This window comes from Alicyclobacillus cycloheptanicus (assembly GCF_028751525.1).
Lineage (GTDB): Bacteria > Bacillota > Bacilli > Alicyclobacillales > Alicyclobacillaceae > Alicyclobacillus_L > Alicyclobacillus_L cycloheptanicus.
On the sequence record NZ_CP067097.1, the window covers coordinates 2,129,153 to 2,146,398 of the forward strand.

Genomic DNA, 17,246 nt, shown 5'->3' on the forward strand with positions numbered 1-17,246 from the left:
ACTTGACATTCGTACCTTTCCGGCGAAGACCTTCGCCTGGTCGCGGACGAGCAGTCAGGATGAAGAAGCGATGCGCACCGTGACTGGCATTGTCTCCGACGTGCACGTGGAGGGGGACAGCGCGGTGCGCCGCGCCACTGTTGAATTTGACGGCGTCGAGTCCGCCGCCGATGCCGAATGGTCCTTGCGCGTCGATACCGATACGCTGGCGCAGGCGTGGGCCAGCCTCCCGGCGGATTTGCAAGGGGCCCTGCAACGCGCGGCAGAGCGGATTTGTACGTTTCACGCGGCACAATTGCCTCGCGACATTCAACAGACCGATGCGGATGGCGCGGCACTCGGCATGGTGTGGCGGCCGCTGCGGCGCGTGGGCGTCTATGCGCCAGGCGGCCGGGCGGCCTATCCATCCACCGTGTTGATGAACGTGATCCCGGCGCAAGTCGCAGGCGTCACGGAGATTGCGCTGGTCTCGCCGCCGTCTGGCGAGACGGGACTGCCGCACCCCCTCGTGCTGGCGGCCGCGCACCTGCTCGGCGTCAAAGAGGTCTACCGCGTGGGCGGGGCGCAGGCGATTGCGGCGCTGGCGTACGGCACGGAGACGATTGCGCGCGTGGACAAGGTCGTCGGGCCGGGCAACCTGTACGTGGCCCTGGCTAAGCGGGCGGTGATGGGGGACGTCGGGATCGACAGCATCGCAGGTCCCAGCGAGGTCTTCATTGTGGCGGACGCGACCGCGAATCCAGCCTATGTGGCGGCGGACATGCTGGCGCAGGCGGAGCACGACCCGCAGGCGGGCGCGGTCTTGGTGACCCTGGACAGCGCGCTTGGGGAAGCTGTCAAGGCAGAACTGAGCCGGCAGCTGGCCGAGCTGCCGCGGCGGGACGTCGCCAGCCAGGCGCTTGCACGCTGGGGCGCCATCGTGGTGGCCGACAACCTGGACGAAGCGATGCAGGTGGTCAACGAGAGTGCACCGGAGCACGTGGAGTTGATGCTGGCTGAGACTGAGACGGCGCTCAAATCCCTGCGCGCTGCGGGTGCAGTGTTCATCGGCCCCTACTCGCCGGAACCGGTGGGGGACTACTACGCCGGGCCGAACCACGTGCTGCCCACGCACGGCAGTGCGCGGTATGCCTCGGGGCTTGGGGTGCTGGACTTCGTCCGCCGCATGACCGTCGTCTCGTATTCGGCCGCGACCCTCGAGGCACACGCGCCGGACATTGTGCGGCTGGCGGAAGCGGAAGGGCTGACGGCGCATGCGCGCGCAGTCGCGATGCGGTTGAGAGGAGCGCAGTCATGACGGACCAGGGACAGATGCCGCCATTCGCGGCGCACATCAAGCGGACGACGGGTGAAACAGCGGTGGACTTGCAGCTGCGGCTGCGCGGGACGGGCGAGGCCAATTTGGATTTCCCGGTGCCGTTCCTGCGTCACATGCTGCATCTGTTCGCCGTTCACGGTCGCTTTGACCTCACCATCCAGGCGACGGGCGACGTCGACGTCGATGACCACCACCTGGTGGAGGACATCGGCTTGTCGCTCGGACAGGCGCTGTACCAGGCCCTTGGCAGCAAGCGCGGGATTCGGCGGTACGGAGAACGGCACACGCCGATGGACGAGACGCTGGCGCGGGCGGTGGTAGATTTGAGCGGCCGGCCCGCGTTCGTGCTGCAGGCCGCGTTCCCCGCCCAACGCGTGGGCTCGTTTCCAACCGAACTGGTGGCGGAGTTTTTCAAGTCGTTCGCCTACGACGGCCGGTTTGCCCTGCACCTGGCTGTGCTGTACGGCGACAACACGCACCATATGATTGAGGCGCTGTTCAAGGCCGCAGCCGCCGCCCTGCGGGAAGCCGTCAGTGCGGACGGTGACGCAGTGCCGAGTACGAAGGGGGTGCTGGCGTGATTGCTTTGCTCGATCTCGGGGTCGGAAACCTCTCCAGCGTCCAAAGCGGGTTCAAGCGGGCGGGCGCTGAGACGGCCCTTGTGCAGAACCGCGCAGCCTGGGACGCCTTGACACAGACCACGGCGGTCACGGGTGTCGTGCTGCCCGGCGTCGGGGCGTTTGGCGATGCCATGTTTCAACTGCGCAGCAGCGGCTTGCTCGAGGTGGTCCGGCGCGCCGCCAAACAGGAAATTCCGCTCTTTGGTATTTGTCTTGGCATGCAGCTGCTGTTCTCGGTCAGTGAAGAGCACGGCTCGCACGTGGGACTGGGCTTATTGCCGGGGCGCGTCACGCGCTTTACGGGCGATGTCAAAATCCCGCATATGGGCTGGAACTCGCTGTCCTATGTCGCGGAACACCCGCTGCTCCGCAACGTGCACCGGGAAGAGTACGTGTACTTTGTGCATTCCTACTACGTCGTGCTGCAGGACCCCGGACACCTGCTGGCGGCTGCGGACTACGGCGGGGTGCAGGTGCCGGCGGTGGTCGGCAAGAACCGCATCTTTGGCGCCCAGTTTCACCCGGAGAAAAGCGGGTCGGTCGGCGAGCAGATTTTGCGCAACTTTGCCGCCTTGTGCGAAGCGGACCGGCGCGGTCAGAGCCGCGCGGAGGAGGCTGTGTCCCATGACCGCTGACACCCGTCGTTCGCCGTTTGAGGTCTACCCGGCCATCGACATCCTCGGCGGCAAGTGCGTGCGGCTGCGCGAGGGAGACTACGGGCAGGCCACCCAGTACAATGACGATCCGGTGGCAGTGGCGCACCAGTGGCTGGCCGCTGGCGCGCGCTGGATTCACGTTGTGGACCTGGACGGCGCCAGGGACGGGCGGTCGCTGAATGAGCCGGTGATTGGTGCCATCGTCCGCGAAGCCACGCAGTGCGGCGCGAGGGTACAGGTGGGCGGCGGGATCCGCACCCACCAAGCGCTCGAGGCCTGGCTTGCAGCCGGGGTCAGCCGCTGTATTCTGGGGACGGTGATTCTCGACACCACGTTCATGGCGGAGGCGGTGCGACGGGTCGGCGGCGCACACCTGGTCGCCGGACTGGACGGGCGCGACGGGAAGCTGGCGGTCCGCGGCTGGCTGGACCAGACGGAGCAGTCCCTCGTGGATGTGGCCAGCGCACTGGCCCATCTCGGCGTGCAAACCGCGATTGTCACGGATGTCCGGCGGGACGGCACGCTGCAGGGCGCGAACGTCGCGTGGGCGCGCGACCTGCAGCGTGCCACGGGCATGCGGTGTATCGCATCCGGCGGTGTGCGCGGCCTTGGCGACGTCCAGGCCGCGATGCAGGCGGGCCTCGCAGGCATCATTGTGGGCAAAGCGCTGTACGATGGACGCATCGACCTGGAGGCAGCGCTGTCGCTTGCGGCAAAGGGGGATGGGGTATGCTGACCAAACGCATTATTCCCTGCTTCGACGTCCTTGACGGCCGCGTGGTCAAGCATGTCGGGTTTCTGAACGACCGGCGCGATGCTGGCGATCCGGTCACGCTTGCGGAGCAGTACTGCCAGGAGGGCGCCGACGAACTGGTGCTGCTCGACATTTCCGCGTCAGAAGAAGGGCGGCTGGCCACGCACAAGGTGGTGGAGCAGGTCGCCTCGCGCGTGAACATTCCGCTGACCGTCGGCGGCGGCGTCTCCACCCTGGACGACGTGCGGACGCTGCTGTTGTGCGGCGCCGACAAGGTCTCCATGAATACGGGCGCTGTCCGCAACCCGCAGCTCATCAAGGACGCGGCGCATCGGTTCGGGGAGCAGTGCATCGTGATCGCCATTGACGCAAACCTCAACCCGACCATGGGGGAGTATGAGGTGATGGTCAAAGGCGGCAAGGTGGGCACGGGTATGGACGTGATTTCGTGGGCGAAGAAAGCGGTCGAACTTGGCGCCGGCGAGGTGCTGTTGACGAGCTTCCGCCAGGATGGCACACGCGAAGGCTATGACCTGGTGTTGACGCGGATGGTCGCGGAGGCGGTCCGCGTGCCGGTCATTGCCAGCGGCGGGGCCGGCAAGAAGGAGCACTTCGCCAAAGTGCTCACGGAAGGCAAGGCCGATGCCGCGTTGGCGGCAAGCGTCTTTCACTTCGCGGAAACATCCATCGGCCAGGTCAAGGCGTATTTACGGCAGCGGGGGGTGGCGGTTCGATGGAACGGATAACCCGGCAGACAGCGAATGGGATGCAGCAGGCGGCGGACCATCCCGGCGCACGAAGCCCGCTCGAGACGGTGCCGCTGGAGGTCGTGCGCTATGACGCGGCGACAGGACTGGTTCCGGTGGTCGTCCAGGACATTGAGGACGGCACCGTACTGATGGTTGCCTACGCCAATCGCGAAGCGCTGAAACGAACGCTTGGCACCGGGCAGGCCTGGTTCTGGAGCCGGTCGCGGCAGGCGTACTGGCGCAAGGGGGCCACGTCCGGCAACGTGCTGCAGGTTTGCGACGTGCGCGTCGACTGCGACGGTGACACGGTGCTGTACCTGGTGAACGCGGCGGGACCGGCGTGTCATACCGGGGCGCGCAGCTGCTTCTTCCGGCAGGTTCCTTTTCCCGAGGCAGCGAAGGCCAGTGCACTGGCGCACGAGCCGGCCGTCCACGGCCCTGGCGCCGATGCGGCGTCACGGTCCGTCGCGGTGGATGACCCAGGCCTCGCTGCGTCCGAGCGCGGGGCAGGCGTTGACCCGGATGCGGCGGGGGGTGGCAACCGTGAGGCCGTCCCCGCGGATGCCGGGCGCGCGGATGCTGCGGAGGCGGGTCCGTCCCTGGCCAGCCTCGAGGGCTTGTGGTCGGTGATTGCGCAGCGGTTCGAGCAGCGGCCCAAAGGCGCATACACCACCTATCTGTTTGAGCAGGGCATCGACAAGATTGCGAAGAAAGTCGGTGAGGAGGCGGTCGAGGTCGTGATCGCCGCGAAAAACGCCTGCACCGAGGCGGGTGCAAATACAGCGGCCAGTGCTTCGGCAGGCCGCCGCGAACTGCAGAACGAGAGCGCAGACCTGCTCTATCACCTGCTGGTTTTGTGGAAGGCGGCTGGGGTCAGCCCAGCAGAGGTGGACCAGGTGTTGGCTGCGCGGCACACCAAGCCGTAGACCGTCAGGTTGGCATTGGCATCATGGGCGTGCGCCCATCCCCGCCCAAGTCTTCACGCATAGGCTGACGTGGAGCGCTGGAGGAGGATGACCCTGTTGTGAAGGAGGCGCGCGTCAATGCAAATTCATGTCGTACAGCGCGGCGAGACCCTGTGGCAGCTGTCGCAGTTCTACAGCGTGAGCCTGGACGCTCTGGTGACGGCGAACGGGTTGTCCAACGCGAGTCAGCTGGTCGTCGGCCAGGCGCTGGTCGTCCCGACCCCCGCCAATACGTACGTGGTCGAGCCGGGTGACACACTCTACCAGATTGCGCAGCGATACGGCACCACCGTTTCCAATTTGGTCAATCTCAACCGCATCACCAACCCCAATGCTATCCATGCCGGTCAAGTCCTGCGTGTTCCCGCACAGAGCTTGCCGTCCATCGAGGTCAACATGTACCTGACGGACTTTGGCACGTCTGGGCAGCAAACCGTTCAGCAGATGGCACAGCAGCTCACCTACATCAGCCCGTTCAGTCATCACGTCGGCACCGACGGCAGCATCACCACGTTTGACGACAGTGCGCTCATCGCGCAGGCGAGGGCACAGGGCACGCTGCCACTCTTGGTCATCACGAACTGGTCCGGCAACATGTTCAGTTCCGACGTCGCCCACACCGTGTTGAACAGTGACACCGTGAGCCAGACGCTCATCGACAACATCCTCAGCCTCATGAAGAGCAAGGGGTACCAAGGACTCAACATCGACTTCGAGTACGTCTACCCGGAAGACCGCGTCCCGTACAACACTTTTCTGCAGAAAGTCGTCACGCAGCTTCACGCGGAAGGCTATTTCGTTTCGACAGCGCTCGCGCCGAAGGAAACAGCGAGCCAGGTGGGGCTTTTGTACGAGGCGCACGACTACCCGGTGCACGGTCAGTTGTGTGATTTCGTCGTGCTGATGACGTACGAGTGGGGATGGGCCGGCGGGGCGCCCTGGGCAATTTCGCCGATCAGCGAGATCGACAAGGTGCTCAACTACGCCGTCACAGCGATTCCGCGCAGCAAAATCATGATGGGCGTGTCGGTCTACGGGCGCGACTGGAAGCTGCCGTATGTGGCCGGCCAGTCGCTGGCGCAGACGTTTTCGCCGCAGGTCGCGGTCAACCGAGCGTGGACCTACGGGGCGGACATCCAGTACCATCCAACCTATCAGGCACCCTACTTCAACTACACGGACGAACAAGGCAATCAGCATCAGGTGTGGTTTGAAGACGCCCGCAGCTTTCAGGCCAAGCTCGATACCGTGAGACAGTACGGACTGCGCGGCATCAGTTACTGGTCCTATCCGACCACGTTTCCACAAGTGCCCTACGTATTGGCGAATCAATTTCAGGTTCGCAAAGCGGGGATATCAGCCGGTTGAGCGCCGGCTGTTTCTGTCCGCCGCCAGCCAACCGCGCTCATTTCCGGCGATGCGTCCGATGGATGGCGTGCGGTTTGTGGATGAGCGGACGCACTCTCCACAGTCCAATGAAAGCGCAGAGCGATGGACTCCAGACAACCTGCAGCATATGGCGCAAAAGCTTTGAACCAACATTTGACCTAAGAACAACAACCAAAGCCGATCATGTACGCGTTTAGTCGTCGTAGCAAGTACACGAGAATGACAAGCGGTAACGAGGCAATGACGGGGCGTTGGGTTGGTGACGGTTGCCGGGATTTTCGCCGAAGTTGGCGATCTGTCCGGCTACGACAACCCCAGACAGATTCAAAAGCTGGCAGTGGGCTCAATCTCAGAGAAAACAGCTCGGGAAAGCACAAGGGACAAACGAAGATCAGCAGACGGGGACGCCCGAAGCTGTCGTCACTTCTGTTCCGCGCTGTGATACCACTGCAGTGTGTGTCCGAGTAATTTCCGGTTTCCGAAAGGTAATAAAAGGATCACTGTCGAAGTCTCCCGCAGCTCACTGAAAGGAGGTCGGCACGAATGCCGGAGGGAGATGGAGGTCATCAGCGTGTTGCCGTAGTGGAAGACGACCCGCAAGTCGCGTCACTGCTCCATCGTCAGCTCACCCGATACGGTTTCGTGGTGACCGTGATGAATGACTTGCGGCACGTGGACGAAGCCGTTCGAGACATGAATCCCGACCTCGTTTTGCTTGATATCAACCTTCCGTATCTTGACGGGTTCCATTGGTGCAGGTCGATTCGCCGATTCTCCACGGTCCCCATCGTTTTCATTTCTTCCCGAGGGAGCAACATGGATCAGGTTTTTGCGATGGAGAATGGCGGAGATGATTATATTCAAAAGCCGTTCGACATGGAAGTTGTGGTCGCGAAGCTGAGAGCCCTGTTGCGTCGTACATACGGGGAATACGCTGGCAAGGCGCCAACGTCCGTATACCGCAGCGGCAAACTCGCGCTAGATGTCAGGAAAGCGCAAATGGAGTGCAATGGACGCACGCAATGGCTGACCAAAACGGAGCTGGAGTTGCTCCGTCAATTGATGGAAGCCGGAGGAAGTGTGATCTCCAGAAACCAGCTCCTTGAAGCTTTGTGGGATGACACAGACTTTGTGGATGACAACACGTTGACCGTGAATGTGACCCGGCTCCGTCGCAAGCTTGAGGACATTGGTGTCCGGAATGTCATTGTAACCGTCCGTGGGCTCGGATATCGATTTGCTTCGCCAGAGAACCATGCGGATGCAGAGGATGGTTTGGCGAACTCGGAGGACGGGGAATGAGGGAACTCCGTTTATTTTTTGGAGAGATTTGGCGTACCATCATGTTCTTTGGGATTGGCTACGGATTGATGATGCTGACCGTGGCCCTGACGTTTCGTTTCGTCCGTGTGCCGTTGGGGAACCTCCTGTACGCGCTCTTTCTCGGCTGGGTCGTACTCATAGCGTTCTTGGCGAGTGAATTTCGGATTCGACGACGCTTTTACCGTGAAGCCTGCGCCAGAATGGACAATCCGTCTTCTCTGACCAGTGCCGATACGTTTCTCGCTGCCGGAACGGCCGAACAGCGCTTCTTTGTGGACCTATTGCACCGGACCCACGATGCGTATCGTCGTGAACTCGGAGAAGTGACCGAGCAAAAGCAGTTCTATGAGCTGTTCACGACCCGATTTGCGCACCAGATGAAGACACCGCTCACCGTGGTCCAATTGCTGGAACAGGAGATGCTCAGCGCATATCCTTCCTGCGTGGCCCTGGCCGAGTTTCTCGACAGCCTTTCGGAAGAGCGGGTCCGTTTGGAAACCACACTCGGGATTATGCTGGGTGCTGCACGGCTTCATTCGTTTTCCTTTGACAGCCGCATGGAGGAGATTGACCTGGTGGAACTCGTTCGCAGCGTCGTCAATGCACACAAACGGGAGTGGGTGCGGCGGGGTATCTATCCGAAAATCACAGTGGACCAGCAACCGGTCATCGTTCGTTCAGACAGGAAGTGGCTTCAGTTCGTGATCGATCAAATTGTATGCAATGCACTTCAGTACGGGCGAATGGAAAGGACCATCGAGAATGGGATGCCCTCGTCGACGTTCCTGATGCAATTCAAATCGAATGCGAACAACACCGTTCTGTCGTTTACAGACCAAGGCATCGGGATTCCACCTCGGGATCTTCCGCATGTGTTTGAACCCTTTTTCACTGGGTCCAACGGACGTTCCCACTCCAGGGCGACGGGGATGGGCTTGTATCTGGTAAAGGAGATTCTGGACCGTCTCGGGCACAAAATTTGCATCGATTCAACCGAGGGTCAGGGAACAACGGTAACGGTCACGATTTCCCGGTCTGATTACCTGAGTGCAGCGGACTCGCTTCGAAAATGACAAAATTGTAAGGTTGGAATCCTGCATTGTAAGGGAATCAAAAGGAAACACCCCCGATGCGGAGCGGATAATGGACTTTGAGCACTCCGGCGAAAGGGGATATGGAAAGTGGCTGTTTTGACAGCAAAACGTCTGACCAAGGTCTACAGAACGCAAAGTGCAGGTGTCACGGCGAAGGCATTAAACGGCATCGACCTTGAAGTTGCAGAGGGTGAGTTCGTCGGCATCATGGGGCCGTCTGGCAGCGGAAAAACGACACTGTTGAATCTGCTCGCAGGACTCGACCAACTGACGAGCGGGGAATTGCGAATTCATGACCACGACGTATCCTCGATGAAACCAAACGACGTATCGCTCTTTCGCAGAAGGAACCTGGGGTTCGTGTTTCAGGACTTCAACTTGCTGGACACATTGACCATCGAAGAAAACGTGTCACTGCCGCTGATCATGGACGGACACAAAGGCACGCAAGTCCTGCAGAAGGTACGTGAATTACTCGCTTATCTCGGACTTGAGCATGTGATGCATCGATATCCATACGAGGTATCGGGTGGTCAACAGCAACGTACGGCTGTCGCACGGGCCATTGTTCACAATCCGAAGCTGGTGTTGGCCGACGAGCCAACGGGGAACCTCGATTCCGGATCTGCAACGGCACTGCTTGAGCAGTTTCAGCGCCTCAATCAGGACAAGAAGGTCACAATTCTCATGGTCACACATGACCCGTTTGCCGCGAGTTACTGCGGTCGCATCGTGTTCATCAAGGATGGACAAGTGTTCTCCAAAATGGACCGAACGGCATCGCGTCAAACGTTCTTTCACGAAATCCTTGATACGCTGGCAGTGCTGGAGGGGGCCAAAGGATGACTTGGACCCGCCTGACGCTGAAAAACGGTTTTCGCAGCGCGCACCGATACGTGAATTACATCACGGCGAGCGCATTTTCTGTCATGGTCTTCTACATGTTTTCTGCGTTTGTGATGAACCCAGCTGTGAAACAAGGGTACATGACATCGACCGCAAAAGAATTGCTGGGTGCCTGTCAGTACATCATCATTGTGTTCGCGGTGTTCTTCATCTTCTTCTTCCACAGCGCGCTTCTCAGATTGCGCAGCAAGGAGTTCGGACTGTTTATCACGCTTGGTGTAACACCACGGCAAATCGGACGCATGATTATGGTCGAAAGTCTCGCGCTTGGTCTTGTGGCAACGGGCGTTGGACTTTTGCTGGGCATTGTGTTTTCCAAACTGTTTTTGCTTGCCCTTGGCGCAGTGCTGGGATTATCTCAGGAACTTCCGTTCGTTGTCCCGGCCTCAGCGGTACTGCTCACCGTCATTTTTTTTGGCATTGTGTTTCTATGTGAGGCAATTTGGATTTCATTCCGAATCAAGCGTCGTTCACCGAGAATGCTGCTCCTCGGACAACGTGTGCAGCAAAAGATACCGAAATTCTCGTGGTGGCTGGTTGTGTTGGGGATTGTATGTCTCGCCCTTGGGTACTACCTAGCACTTGCCAAGAGTCGAGGCGTCGTGGTTCTCATGCTGCCGATTCTGACTTTGACAGCCATCGGCACCTACCTGCTGTTCAGTCAAGTCCTCGTGATGGTACTCACGTCCTTGCGCAAACGGCCGTTGAATGGCACGACGCTGTTGGTTGTCAGCCGACTCGCATACAGACTAAAGGACAATGCCCGTGTGCTGACGGTGGTGTCGATGCTGACGGCTATCGTCTTGACGGGGATGGGTGCAGTGTCTGGTTTTGAGCAAACACTCACACTGAATTCGATCCGAGTTGAGCCGCTCAATTTTATGGTCGCTCAAAATCAAGCCACCGCCAATCAAAGCCTAGTGGAACAGGTGCGTCAGTCCTTAACGGAAAACCATTTGCCAGTGAAGAGCGAAGTTCGCGCCACGGTGGTCGTCGGAGAGGTTCAGAATGCCAAAGGTGAGTGGATGTCGGTGCAAGTCATGCCCGGGACCACGTTTGAACATCTGCGGCAAGTGCTAGGTGAGAACGAACCTGCGCTTCGGTCGGATTTGCAGGATATCCCTGCGATATCGAACGGTCAGGCGGTGTTACTGACGCCGTACCCGCTGGTCGTACCGAGTAATCTGGCCAATTTGCATTCAAAATTGTCCATCGGGAACACCACCCTACCGGTGTCTGTCATTTCGCAAATGGACACTCGGGTGATAAACGAGCAACCATCCGTCTTGCCAGACTTTGAGTTGATCCTGTCCGATCACGATTTCAACCAAATGGCCCTTTCTGCGCCCACATCCGCTCGGTGGAGCATCCAGGGTTTTATGATTGCGGATTGGAAGCATTCTCAAAACGCTCTGCAACAGCTAGACACAGTGGTGCCTCCGGCTGAGCGGAAATTTATCTCCGCAACTGTATCTGGGTATCAAGAGACACTGCAGCTTGTATCCGTCATGTTATTCGCAGGGTTCTTCATCAGTATCCTATTCTTCCTGGCGGCAGGCGGATTTATCTACTTTCGCATTGATGCCGCGCAGGAAGAAGACAGAAAGCAGTTCAGGGTATTGCAGCGACTTGGAATGAGTCGGCGGGAACTGGGAAAGGTTCTCACGGTAGAGTTTTTGCTTTTGTTCTTTGGTCCGGTGGCGGTCGCAGTCGCGCATAGCGTTGTCGCCGTATTGGATTTTCGACATCTAGTTCCGTTAGGGCCCGGTGCATGGACCGATTTTTGGGCCGTGGTCGGTATATATTGTGTACTCACATTGCTGTACTTCGGGGTGTCTCGAATGAAACATCTAAACCGTGTGGCAAGCGAAGGCTGAGCGGTGCGATTGTGAGCAAGCAAGGAGGGATGCAGCAGGGATTGCGTCGCCATGGTTCGTTGGGAGTAAAATTGTGTTTGAAACTGAAACTGGTTTGGTTTGAGTAGGACACAGATTTGATTCGAACGCGGATGGAGGAATGAACGGTGAAAATGATGGTCACTGGGGCCACCGGAAAACTCGGGTCGAAAGTGGTGGAGCGGCTGTTGCAGTCTGTTCCAGCGAGTAACATCGCGGTAAGTGTTCGGCAGCCGGAGAAGGCGGAAGGCCTGCGGGCGCGCGGGGTGGATGTGCGGCACGGTGATTTTGACCATCCAGAGACCCTGACGGCCGCGTATGCTGGCATCGACCGGCTGCTCATCATCTCCGCCGATGGGGACAATGACACGAGAATTCGTCAGCATCGGGCCGCGGTCGCTGCAGCCAAGCAGGCCGGCGTTCAGTTTATCGCGTACACCAGCATCGTGAACGCGCGCGAGAGCCGGAACTTTCTGGCGCCGACGCATCGGGCCACGGAGGAAGCCATCGTCGAGGCGGGGATTGCCTATTCGTTCCTGCGCAACAACTGGTATCTCGAGAACGAAACATCCACCATTCAAGCCGTCATGGCGGGGGCGCCTTGGATCACGTCCGCAGGGACGGGCAAGGTGGGCTGGGCGCTTCGACAAGACTATGCTGACGCGGCGGCGGCCGTTTTGGCGGGGACCGGACACGAGAACACGGTGTATGAGTTGTCCGGGCCGCTGTTGACACAGGAAGAACTGGCGGCGGCGGTGGGCGAAGTGATTGGGAAGCCAGTGACCGTCTTGCAGGTGGATGACGAGACCTATGCACAGCGTATGAAGGAAGCGGGCGTACCGGATGCGGTGGTACCCTTCCTCGTCGGCATCCAGCGGGATATTCGCGAGGGTACCTTGGAAGTGGAAAGCGGCGATTTCGCCAAGGTGCTCGGTCGTCCGGTCACGCCGATTCACGAAGCGCTTCGTCAAATCGTCGCGGAACTCGCAAACTAGTCCAGCGTGCCACGGGCAGGGAGCAGGCACCCAAACCGCCTGCGGCGGGTCACGGGCCAGGGTGCGTGTTCCCTTGGTCTGTGTCGCCCGGTGCGTGCTGCGCCCTGGGCCATCCAGACGCACACCCTGTCGGCCAACCTCGTTATGCGAGGGCGCGCTTGTGGAGCTCTGAGAACGTCGCTTGCAGCCAGCGCAGTTTGTGGCCCAGAATCAGCGCGAGCTCGGACCGCGGCAGGGTTCCCCTGCGGCACTGCAGGATTTCCCACCCGAGCATCATCAGCGTGTTGTCAAAAAAACAAGCCAGCCATCCGATGCGAAACGCTTCTTCTGCCACGGGCCACCCTGCATCCTGGAGCAGTTCGGTGAACCGCGTCCAAGCCATTTCGTGTGCAGACTCGTCGAGGACGTCCTGCAGGAAAATGGCCAAATCGCGCTGGGGGATGGCGACACTCGGATACTCCCAGTCAATGAGCGTCAGCCGTCCACTGTTCAGAAGCAGATTCCCCAGGTGTGGGTCGCCGTGGGTCAACGTCGCGCGGCCCGTCATCCAGGCCTCGAGGTGCGTGTACACTTTCTCTGCACAGCCTGCCACGTCTCGCACGACTTCCGGGGTGCACCCGTCGATGCCATCATCTCGTGCCCAAGCCAACTGCGCCAGTGCCTCTTGTGCCCAGGCGACCGAGGACGACACGGGGTAGCGGTCCAGGGTGCCCGCCTCCAGCCAGCGTTGACTCATCGCCTCGAACTGAATGTGCAGGGAGGTCAGCCACGAGATGGACTGGCCGATGAGCGCGAGCTGCCCCGCGGGGGAGCGCTCACGCAGCACATCCTTCAGCGGCACGCCGGCGTCTTCCAGCAGAAGGCTGTACCCGTCCGCTTCCTCGATACTCGCGTACAGGCGCGGGCCGTACGATTCGATCACGCTCGACAACGCGGCATAGGTGTGCCGCTCGTTGATGCGGTCGCGGGCCAGCTGCTTGTAGACGAACGATGCGCGGTGCCCGTCGGCAGCTTGCGCCTCAATCCGGGTGATGCCCCGCGCCGCGTATCCGCCGGCAACGCGCGTTATGTGCAGCACGGTCCAGGCGTGGTCGTGAAACCAAGCGTGCAGTTCGGGGGAAAGGGGTGGGTACATCGGCGTGATCACCTTCAATCTGGCTCAATGGACTGCGCACGGCTGCCGCTATGGCATGATTGTACGACCACGCGGCCTGCACTGGCAAAGTCACTGGCAAAGTGGACGTTGAGCCCTGCGGAGCGGGGTGGTATACTTTTTTTGAAATTTCATAGCGTCAAGAGGTACTGGGGGTGCCGAAAGGCTGAGAAGCAGGAGACTGCTAACCCTTGCGGACTCGATCTGGGTAATACCAGCGGGAGGAAGTGCCGACGAACGACGGATGTCATTCAGAGTCCCCTTTTGATGCGTTGCTGCAGAAAGGGGACTTTTTCGTGTGGAAACGATGTTTTCCGGGTTCGGCACGATCTCGTACCCCATGGGAGGAGTGCGTCGCATGAACAGAACATGGAAGCTGCGGGACATTGTGTTGATGGCGATTTTGGCGGTCGTGGGCGGCGGGATTTTTTACGGATGGGACCTGGTGACGGCGCCCTTGTTTGGGCCCGCGATGGGACCCGCGGTGGGTGCGATGGTGAACGGCATCTGGTGGTTCAGCGGCTCGTTGGTCGCCTACATCATTCGCCGCCCGGGTGCGGCGCTGGTCACGAATTTCATCAGCGCGTTTTTCGAGTTTGCCTTTGGCAGCCCCTACGGGGCAGGGGCCATGATTTCCGGGTTGATTCAGGGCGCCGGGGCCGAAGCCGGTTTTGCCGTGACCGGGTGGCGCAGGTATGGACTGGGCTCGATGCTGCTGTCCGGCGCCATTGGCGGCGTGGGGAACGTGATTCAGTGGCTGACCCAGTATCAAGGGTACACGTACACGCTGGGAAACATCATCGGCTACATTGTGGTGACGCTGGTGAGCGGGATGGTGCTGGCGGGGCTGCTGCCCAAGCTCATCGGCGATGCGCTGCGGCGGACGGGCGCGCTGCGCAACTTTGAAATCGGCCGGCAGCACCGCAGTGGACGGAAGGCTGCCGCACAATGAAGCCGCAGGCTGTGCCAACGCCTGCGCTGGCGGATCCGCATCCAGAGGAGCGCCTCCTGGCCCTGCAGGGCGTGCAGGTGGCGTACGAAGACGCGGACGCGCCGGTCCTGCGCGGCGTCGACTTTGAATTGTACCGCGGAGAAGCCGTCCTGCTGCTCGGCCCGAGCGGCTGCGGCAAGAGCACACTGGCGATGGTCTGTGCCAACCTGCTGCCAGGCGCGGTGGAGGGCACCGTCACAGGCGGCGTATGGCGGAGTTCGGCGCTGTCACCGCCGGGATCGGTCGGGTACGTGTTCCAGGACGCGGACGCGCAGTTTTGCATGTTATCGGTTGCGGACGAAGTCGCGTTTGGACTCGAAAACCTGCAGGTGCCGCAGCCTGAGATGGCGACGCGGATGCAGCGCGCGCTCGCGGCGGCGGGTTTGGCGGTTCCGCTTGACGCCAACCACGCCACGTTTTCCGGCGGCATGAAGCAGAAACTAGCGATGGCCTGTGCGCTGGCCATGGACGCGCCGCTGCTGGTGCTGGATGAACCGACGGCGAACCTCGACCCGCAGTCGACACGGCAGGTGTTCGAGCAAATTGTGGCCCTGCACCGGGCAGGCCGCACCTTGCTGGTGATTGAGCACAAGTTCGAGCCGCTCATCGAATCTATGGATCGCGTCGTGCTGTTCACTCGAGACGGCCGCATCCATCGTCAGGGGCCGGCGGCACAGGTGATTGCCGAGGAGTGGGCGTGGCTGGTGCAGGAGGGGGTCGCGCGGCCAGCCGGCCGGCGGTATTCGGGTGGTCAGCACGGCGGCGTGCGCGAGCCTGTCGCGGGGCATGAAGTGAATGGAGCACCGCATGGGCAGCCTGAGTTGGCGCTGTCGCTTCGAAACGCCCGTCTCGCCTACGGAAACGCGGCCCCCGTGTGGTCGAGCCTGTCGCTGGACATTCCGCGCGGCTCGTTCACGGCCATCGTCGGCCCGAACGGATCGGGCAAGTCGTCCCTGCTCGAAGTGATGGCTGGCCTTCGCACCGTAACGGAGGGAGACGTCCAACTGCTGGGGCAGCCGATGAAGTCCTGGAAGCGGCGCGATTTGGCGAGCCATGTGTCGTTCTGCTTTCAAAATCCAGAATATCAGTTCATCTACGAACGAGTGGCCGATGAAGTGGCAAACCGGGTGCTCGACGGCCCTTTGCCAGAGGCAGCCGCCAAGCTGCTCGCAGAACTCGGATTGTCCGACACGGCGGACCAGAGCCCGTTTGCCCTGAGCCAAGGTCAAAAGCGGCGGCTCAGCGTGGCGGTCATGCTCCAGGGAAATCACGACGTTTACCTGCTGGATGAGCCCACCTTCGGCCAGGACGCGCACACGGAAGAGGTCATCATGCAGCGTCTCCTGCGTCTGCAGGCAGACGGGAAGACGGTGGTCATCACGACGCACGACATGTCCCTCGTCGAACGCTATGCCACGCAGGTGGTCGTCTTGGCGGACGGGCAGCTGCAGTTTGTCGGCCCGCCGGAGGCGCTGTTTGCGAACGAAGCGGTGATGCGCCGGGCGCACCTGCTGGATGACGTTACGGATGTCGTCATGCCGACGCCGCCGTGCGGGACGGGGGAAGCGGCCGATGCCACGCACGCAGCGGCCGACGCCGCGCAGTCCGCGGTGTACGGTGCAGACGCAGCGGACAGCGGCCCTCGTACCCCGGCACCCGCTGCGGCGCGCAGCCGGCGCCGGGGGCTCGGCGCATGGCTCAATCCGCCGGTCCTGTTGATGGCCGTGCTGGCTGCTGCGTTCGTGGCGATTTTTGCGCAGCACCTGCCGCAGGCCGTCGCCGTGTTTGGTTGGCCGGTCTTCTTGATGGTCACAGTGTTTCGCATGCATCCGCTGACGGTGCTCAAACGACTCTCTGTCTTTCTTGTGTTTTACGTCTTGTACACGTGGTCGTATGTTGCGTTCACACGCGTGCCGCCAGGGCAGCCGGTGATTCACCTCTTGTGGATGCACCCCAGCCTCTCCGGACTGCTGACCGGACTGGTCCTCGCTTTTCGGATGCTGGCGGCTGTCGCACTCGGCATTCTTTTCATTTCGAACTGCGACCTCACCGATTTGGTCGTCGGGTGGTCCTCGAATTTCCGGATCCGGCCAAAGTTCACGTACGGCATGCTGGCGGGCATGCACTTCATGCCCATGTTCCAGAGCGAGTGGCAGAAGCTGAGGCAGGCGCGCCAATTGCGCGGCAAGGACGCGCCGTGGGCGCTGGTGCGCCTGGTCACCTACGCCATTCCGATTCTCAGTCAGGCCATCCGTCTGAGCGAACGCGTCGCGATTGCCATGGAAGCGCGCGGCCTCATTGGACGGGCGGCCGCAGACGCCGCGGCGCGCACCTACTACCGCACCGTCCGTGTCCGGGCGGGTGACTGGTGTTTTGCTGCGGGCCTCGTCCTGTCCATGATACTTCTCCTCGTCGTCTTTCGGTGAACAGGACATCCC

The 17,246-nt window shown here is 60.9% G+C and carries 15 protein-coding genes, 1 pseudogene and 1 riboswitch; of the genes and pseudogenes, 15 read left to right on the forward strand and 1 reads right to left on the reverse strand.

Features of this window, described 5'->3' with window-relative positions; genetic code table 11:
• Nucleotides 1-7 precede the first annotated feature (7 nt).
• From hisD to JI721_RS09870, 13 genes and pseudogenes are all read left to right on the forward strand, one after another.
• Nucleotides 8-1,297, forward strand: a complete 1,290-nt coding sequence (gene hisD / locus JI721_RS09810; protein ID WP_407654109.1) for a histidinol dehydrogenase — start codon at nucleotides 8-10, stop codon at nucleotides 1,295-1,297.
• Nucleotides 1,294-1,899: an imidazoleglycerol-phosphate dehydratase HisB gene (gene hisB / locus JI721_RS09815; protein WP_274454703.1), complete on the forward strand. Its 606-nt coding sequence runs from the start codon at nucleotides 1,294-1,296 to the stop codon at nucleotides 1,897-1,899. The genes hisD and hisB overlap by 4 nt, the downstream gene beginning before the upstream one ends.
• Nucleotides 1,896-2,573 (forward strand): imidazole glycerol phosphate synthase subunit HisH, encoded by a 678-nt coding sequence (gene hisH / locus JI721_RS09820; RefSeq protein WP_274454704.1) that lies wholly within the window; start codon nucleotides 1,896-1,898, stop codon nucleotides 2,571-2,573. Before hisB ends, hisH begins: the two co-directional genes overlap by 4 nt.
• A complete protein-coding gene (hisA, locus tag JI721_RS09825) occupies nucleotides 2,563-3,330 on the forward strand; it encodes a 1-(5-phosphoribosyl)-5-[(5-phosphoribosylamino)methylideneamino]imidazole-4-carboxamide isomerase (protein ID WP_274454705.1) in 768 nt (255 codons plus the stop codon). Before hisH ends, hisA begins: the two co-directional genes overlap by 11 nt.
• Entirely contained in the window at nucleotides 3,324-4,094 is a 771-nt protein-coding gene (gene hisF / locus JI721_RS09830) for an imidazole glycerol phosphate synthase subunit HisF (RefSeq protein ID WP_274454706.1), read from the forward strand. Before hisA ends, hisF begins: the two co-directional genes overlap by 7 nt.
• Nucleotides 4,082-5,023 (forward strand): phosphoribosyl-AMP cyclohydrolase, encoded by a 942-nt coding sequence (hisI, locus tag JI721_RS09835; RefSeq protein ID WP_274454707.1) that lies wholly within the window; start codon nucleotides 4,082-4,084, stop codon nucleotides 5,021-5,023. Before hisF ends, hisI begins: the two co-directional genes overlap by 13 nt.
• Before the next feature lie 117 nt (nucleotides 5,024-5,140).
• A complete protein-coding gene (locus JI721_RS09840) occupies nucleotides 5,141-6,430 on the forward strand; it encodes a glycoside hydrolase family 18 protein (RefSeq protein ID WP_274454708.1) in 1,290 nt (429 codons plus the stop codon).
• A gap of 268 nt (nucleotides 6,431-6,698) precedes the next feature.
• Nucleotides 6,699-6,901 (forward strand): annotated as a pseudogene (locus tag JI721_RS09845) (IS110 family transposase); the annotation flags it as partial.
• A gap of 93 nt (nucleotides 6,902-6,994) precedes the next feature.
• On the forward strand, nucleotides 6,995-7,753 hold the full coding sequence (locus JI721_RS09850) for a response regulator transcription factor (protein WP_274454709.1): 759 nt from the start codon (nucleotides 6,995-6,997) through the stop codon (nucleotides 7,751-7,753).
• Nucleotides 7,750-8,847, forward strand: coding sequence for a sensor histidine kinase (locus JI721_RS09855; protein WP_274454710.1), 1,098 nt, complete (start codon nucleotides 7,750-7,752; stop codon nucleotides 8,845-8,847). Before JI721_RS09850 ends, JI721_RS09855 begins: the two co-directional genes overlap by 4 nt.
• Nucleotides 8,848-8,955: 108 nt before the next feature.
• The gene (locus tag JI721_RS09860) at nucleotides 8,956-9,714 is read left to right on the forward strand and encodes an ABC transporter ATP-binding protein (protein ID WP_274454711.1); all 759 of its coding nucleotides are present in this window, start codon (nucleotides 8,956-8,958) and stop codon (nucleotides 9,712-9,714) included.
• The gene (locus JI721_RS09865) at nucleotides 9,711-11,651 is read left to right on the forward strand and encodes an ABC transporter permease (protein WP_274454712.1); all 1,941 of its coding nucleotides are present in this window, start codon (nucleotides 9,711-9,713) and stop codon (nucleotides 11,649-11,651) included. Before JI721_RS09860 ends, JI721_RS09865 begins: the two co-directional genes overlap by 4 nt.
• A gap of 146 nt (nucleotides 11,652-11,797) precedes the next feature.
• On the forward strand, nucleotides 11,798-12,664 hold the full coding sequence (locus JI721_RS09870; RefSeq protein WP_274454713.1) for an SDR family oxidoreductase: 867 nt from the start codon (nucleotides 11,798-11,800) through the stop codon (nucleotides 12,662-12,664).
• A 142-nt stretch (nucleotides 12,665-12,806) separates the two neighbouring features.
• Here the strand turns inward: JI721_RS09870 and JI721_RS09875 are convergent, their stop codons facing one another.
• The gene (locus tag JI721_RS09875) at nucleotides 12,807-13,799 is read right to left on the reverse strand and encodes a phosphotransferase family protein (protein WP_274454714.1); all 993 of its coding nucleotides are present in this window, start codon (nucleotides 13,797-13,799) and stop codon (nucleotides 12,807-12,809) included.
• Between the two features lie 159 nt (nucleotides 13,800-13,958).
• Nucleotides 13,959-14,060: riboswitch (TPP riboswitch) on the forward strand.
• A 115-nt stretch (nucleotides 14,061-14,175) separates the two neighbouring features.
• On the opposite strand from JI721_RS09875, the gene JI721_RS09880 reads away from it, so the two are divergent.
• Both JI721_RS09880 and JI721_RS09885 read left to right on the forward strand, forming a co-directional pair.
• Complete coding sequence (locus JI721_RS09880; RefSeq protein ID WP_274454715.1) at nucleotides 14,176-14,769, forward strand: ECF transporter S component; 594 nt, start codon at nucleotides 14,176-14,178, stop codon at nucleotides 14,767-14,769.
• Nucleotides 14,766-17,234: an ATP-binding cassette domain-containing protein gene (locus JI721_RS09885; protein WP_274454716.1), complete on the forward strand. Its 2,469-nt coding sequence runs from the start codon at nucleotides 14,766-14,768 to the stop codon at nucleotides 17,232-17,234. Before JI721_RS09880 ends, JI721_RS09885 begins: the two co-directional genes overlap by 4 nt.
• Nucleotides 17,235-17,246 lie beyond the last annotated feature (12 nt).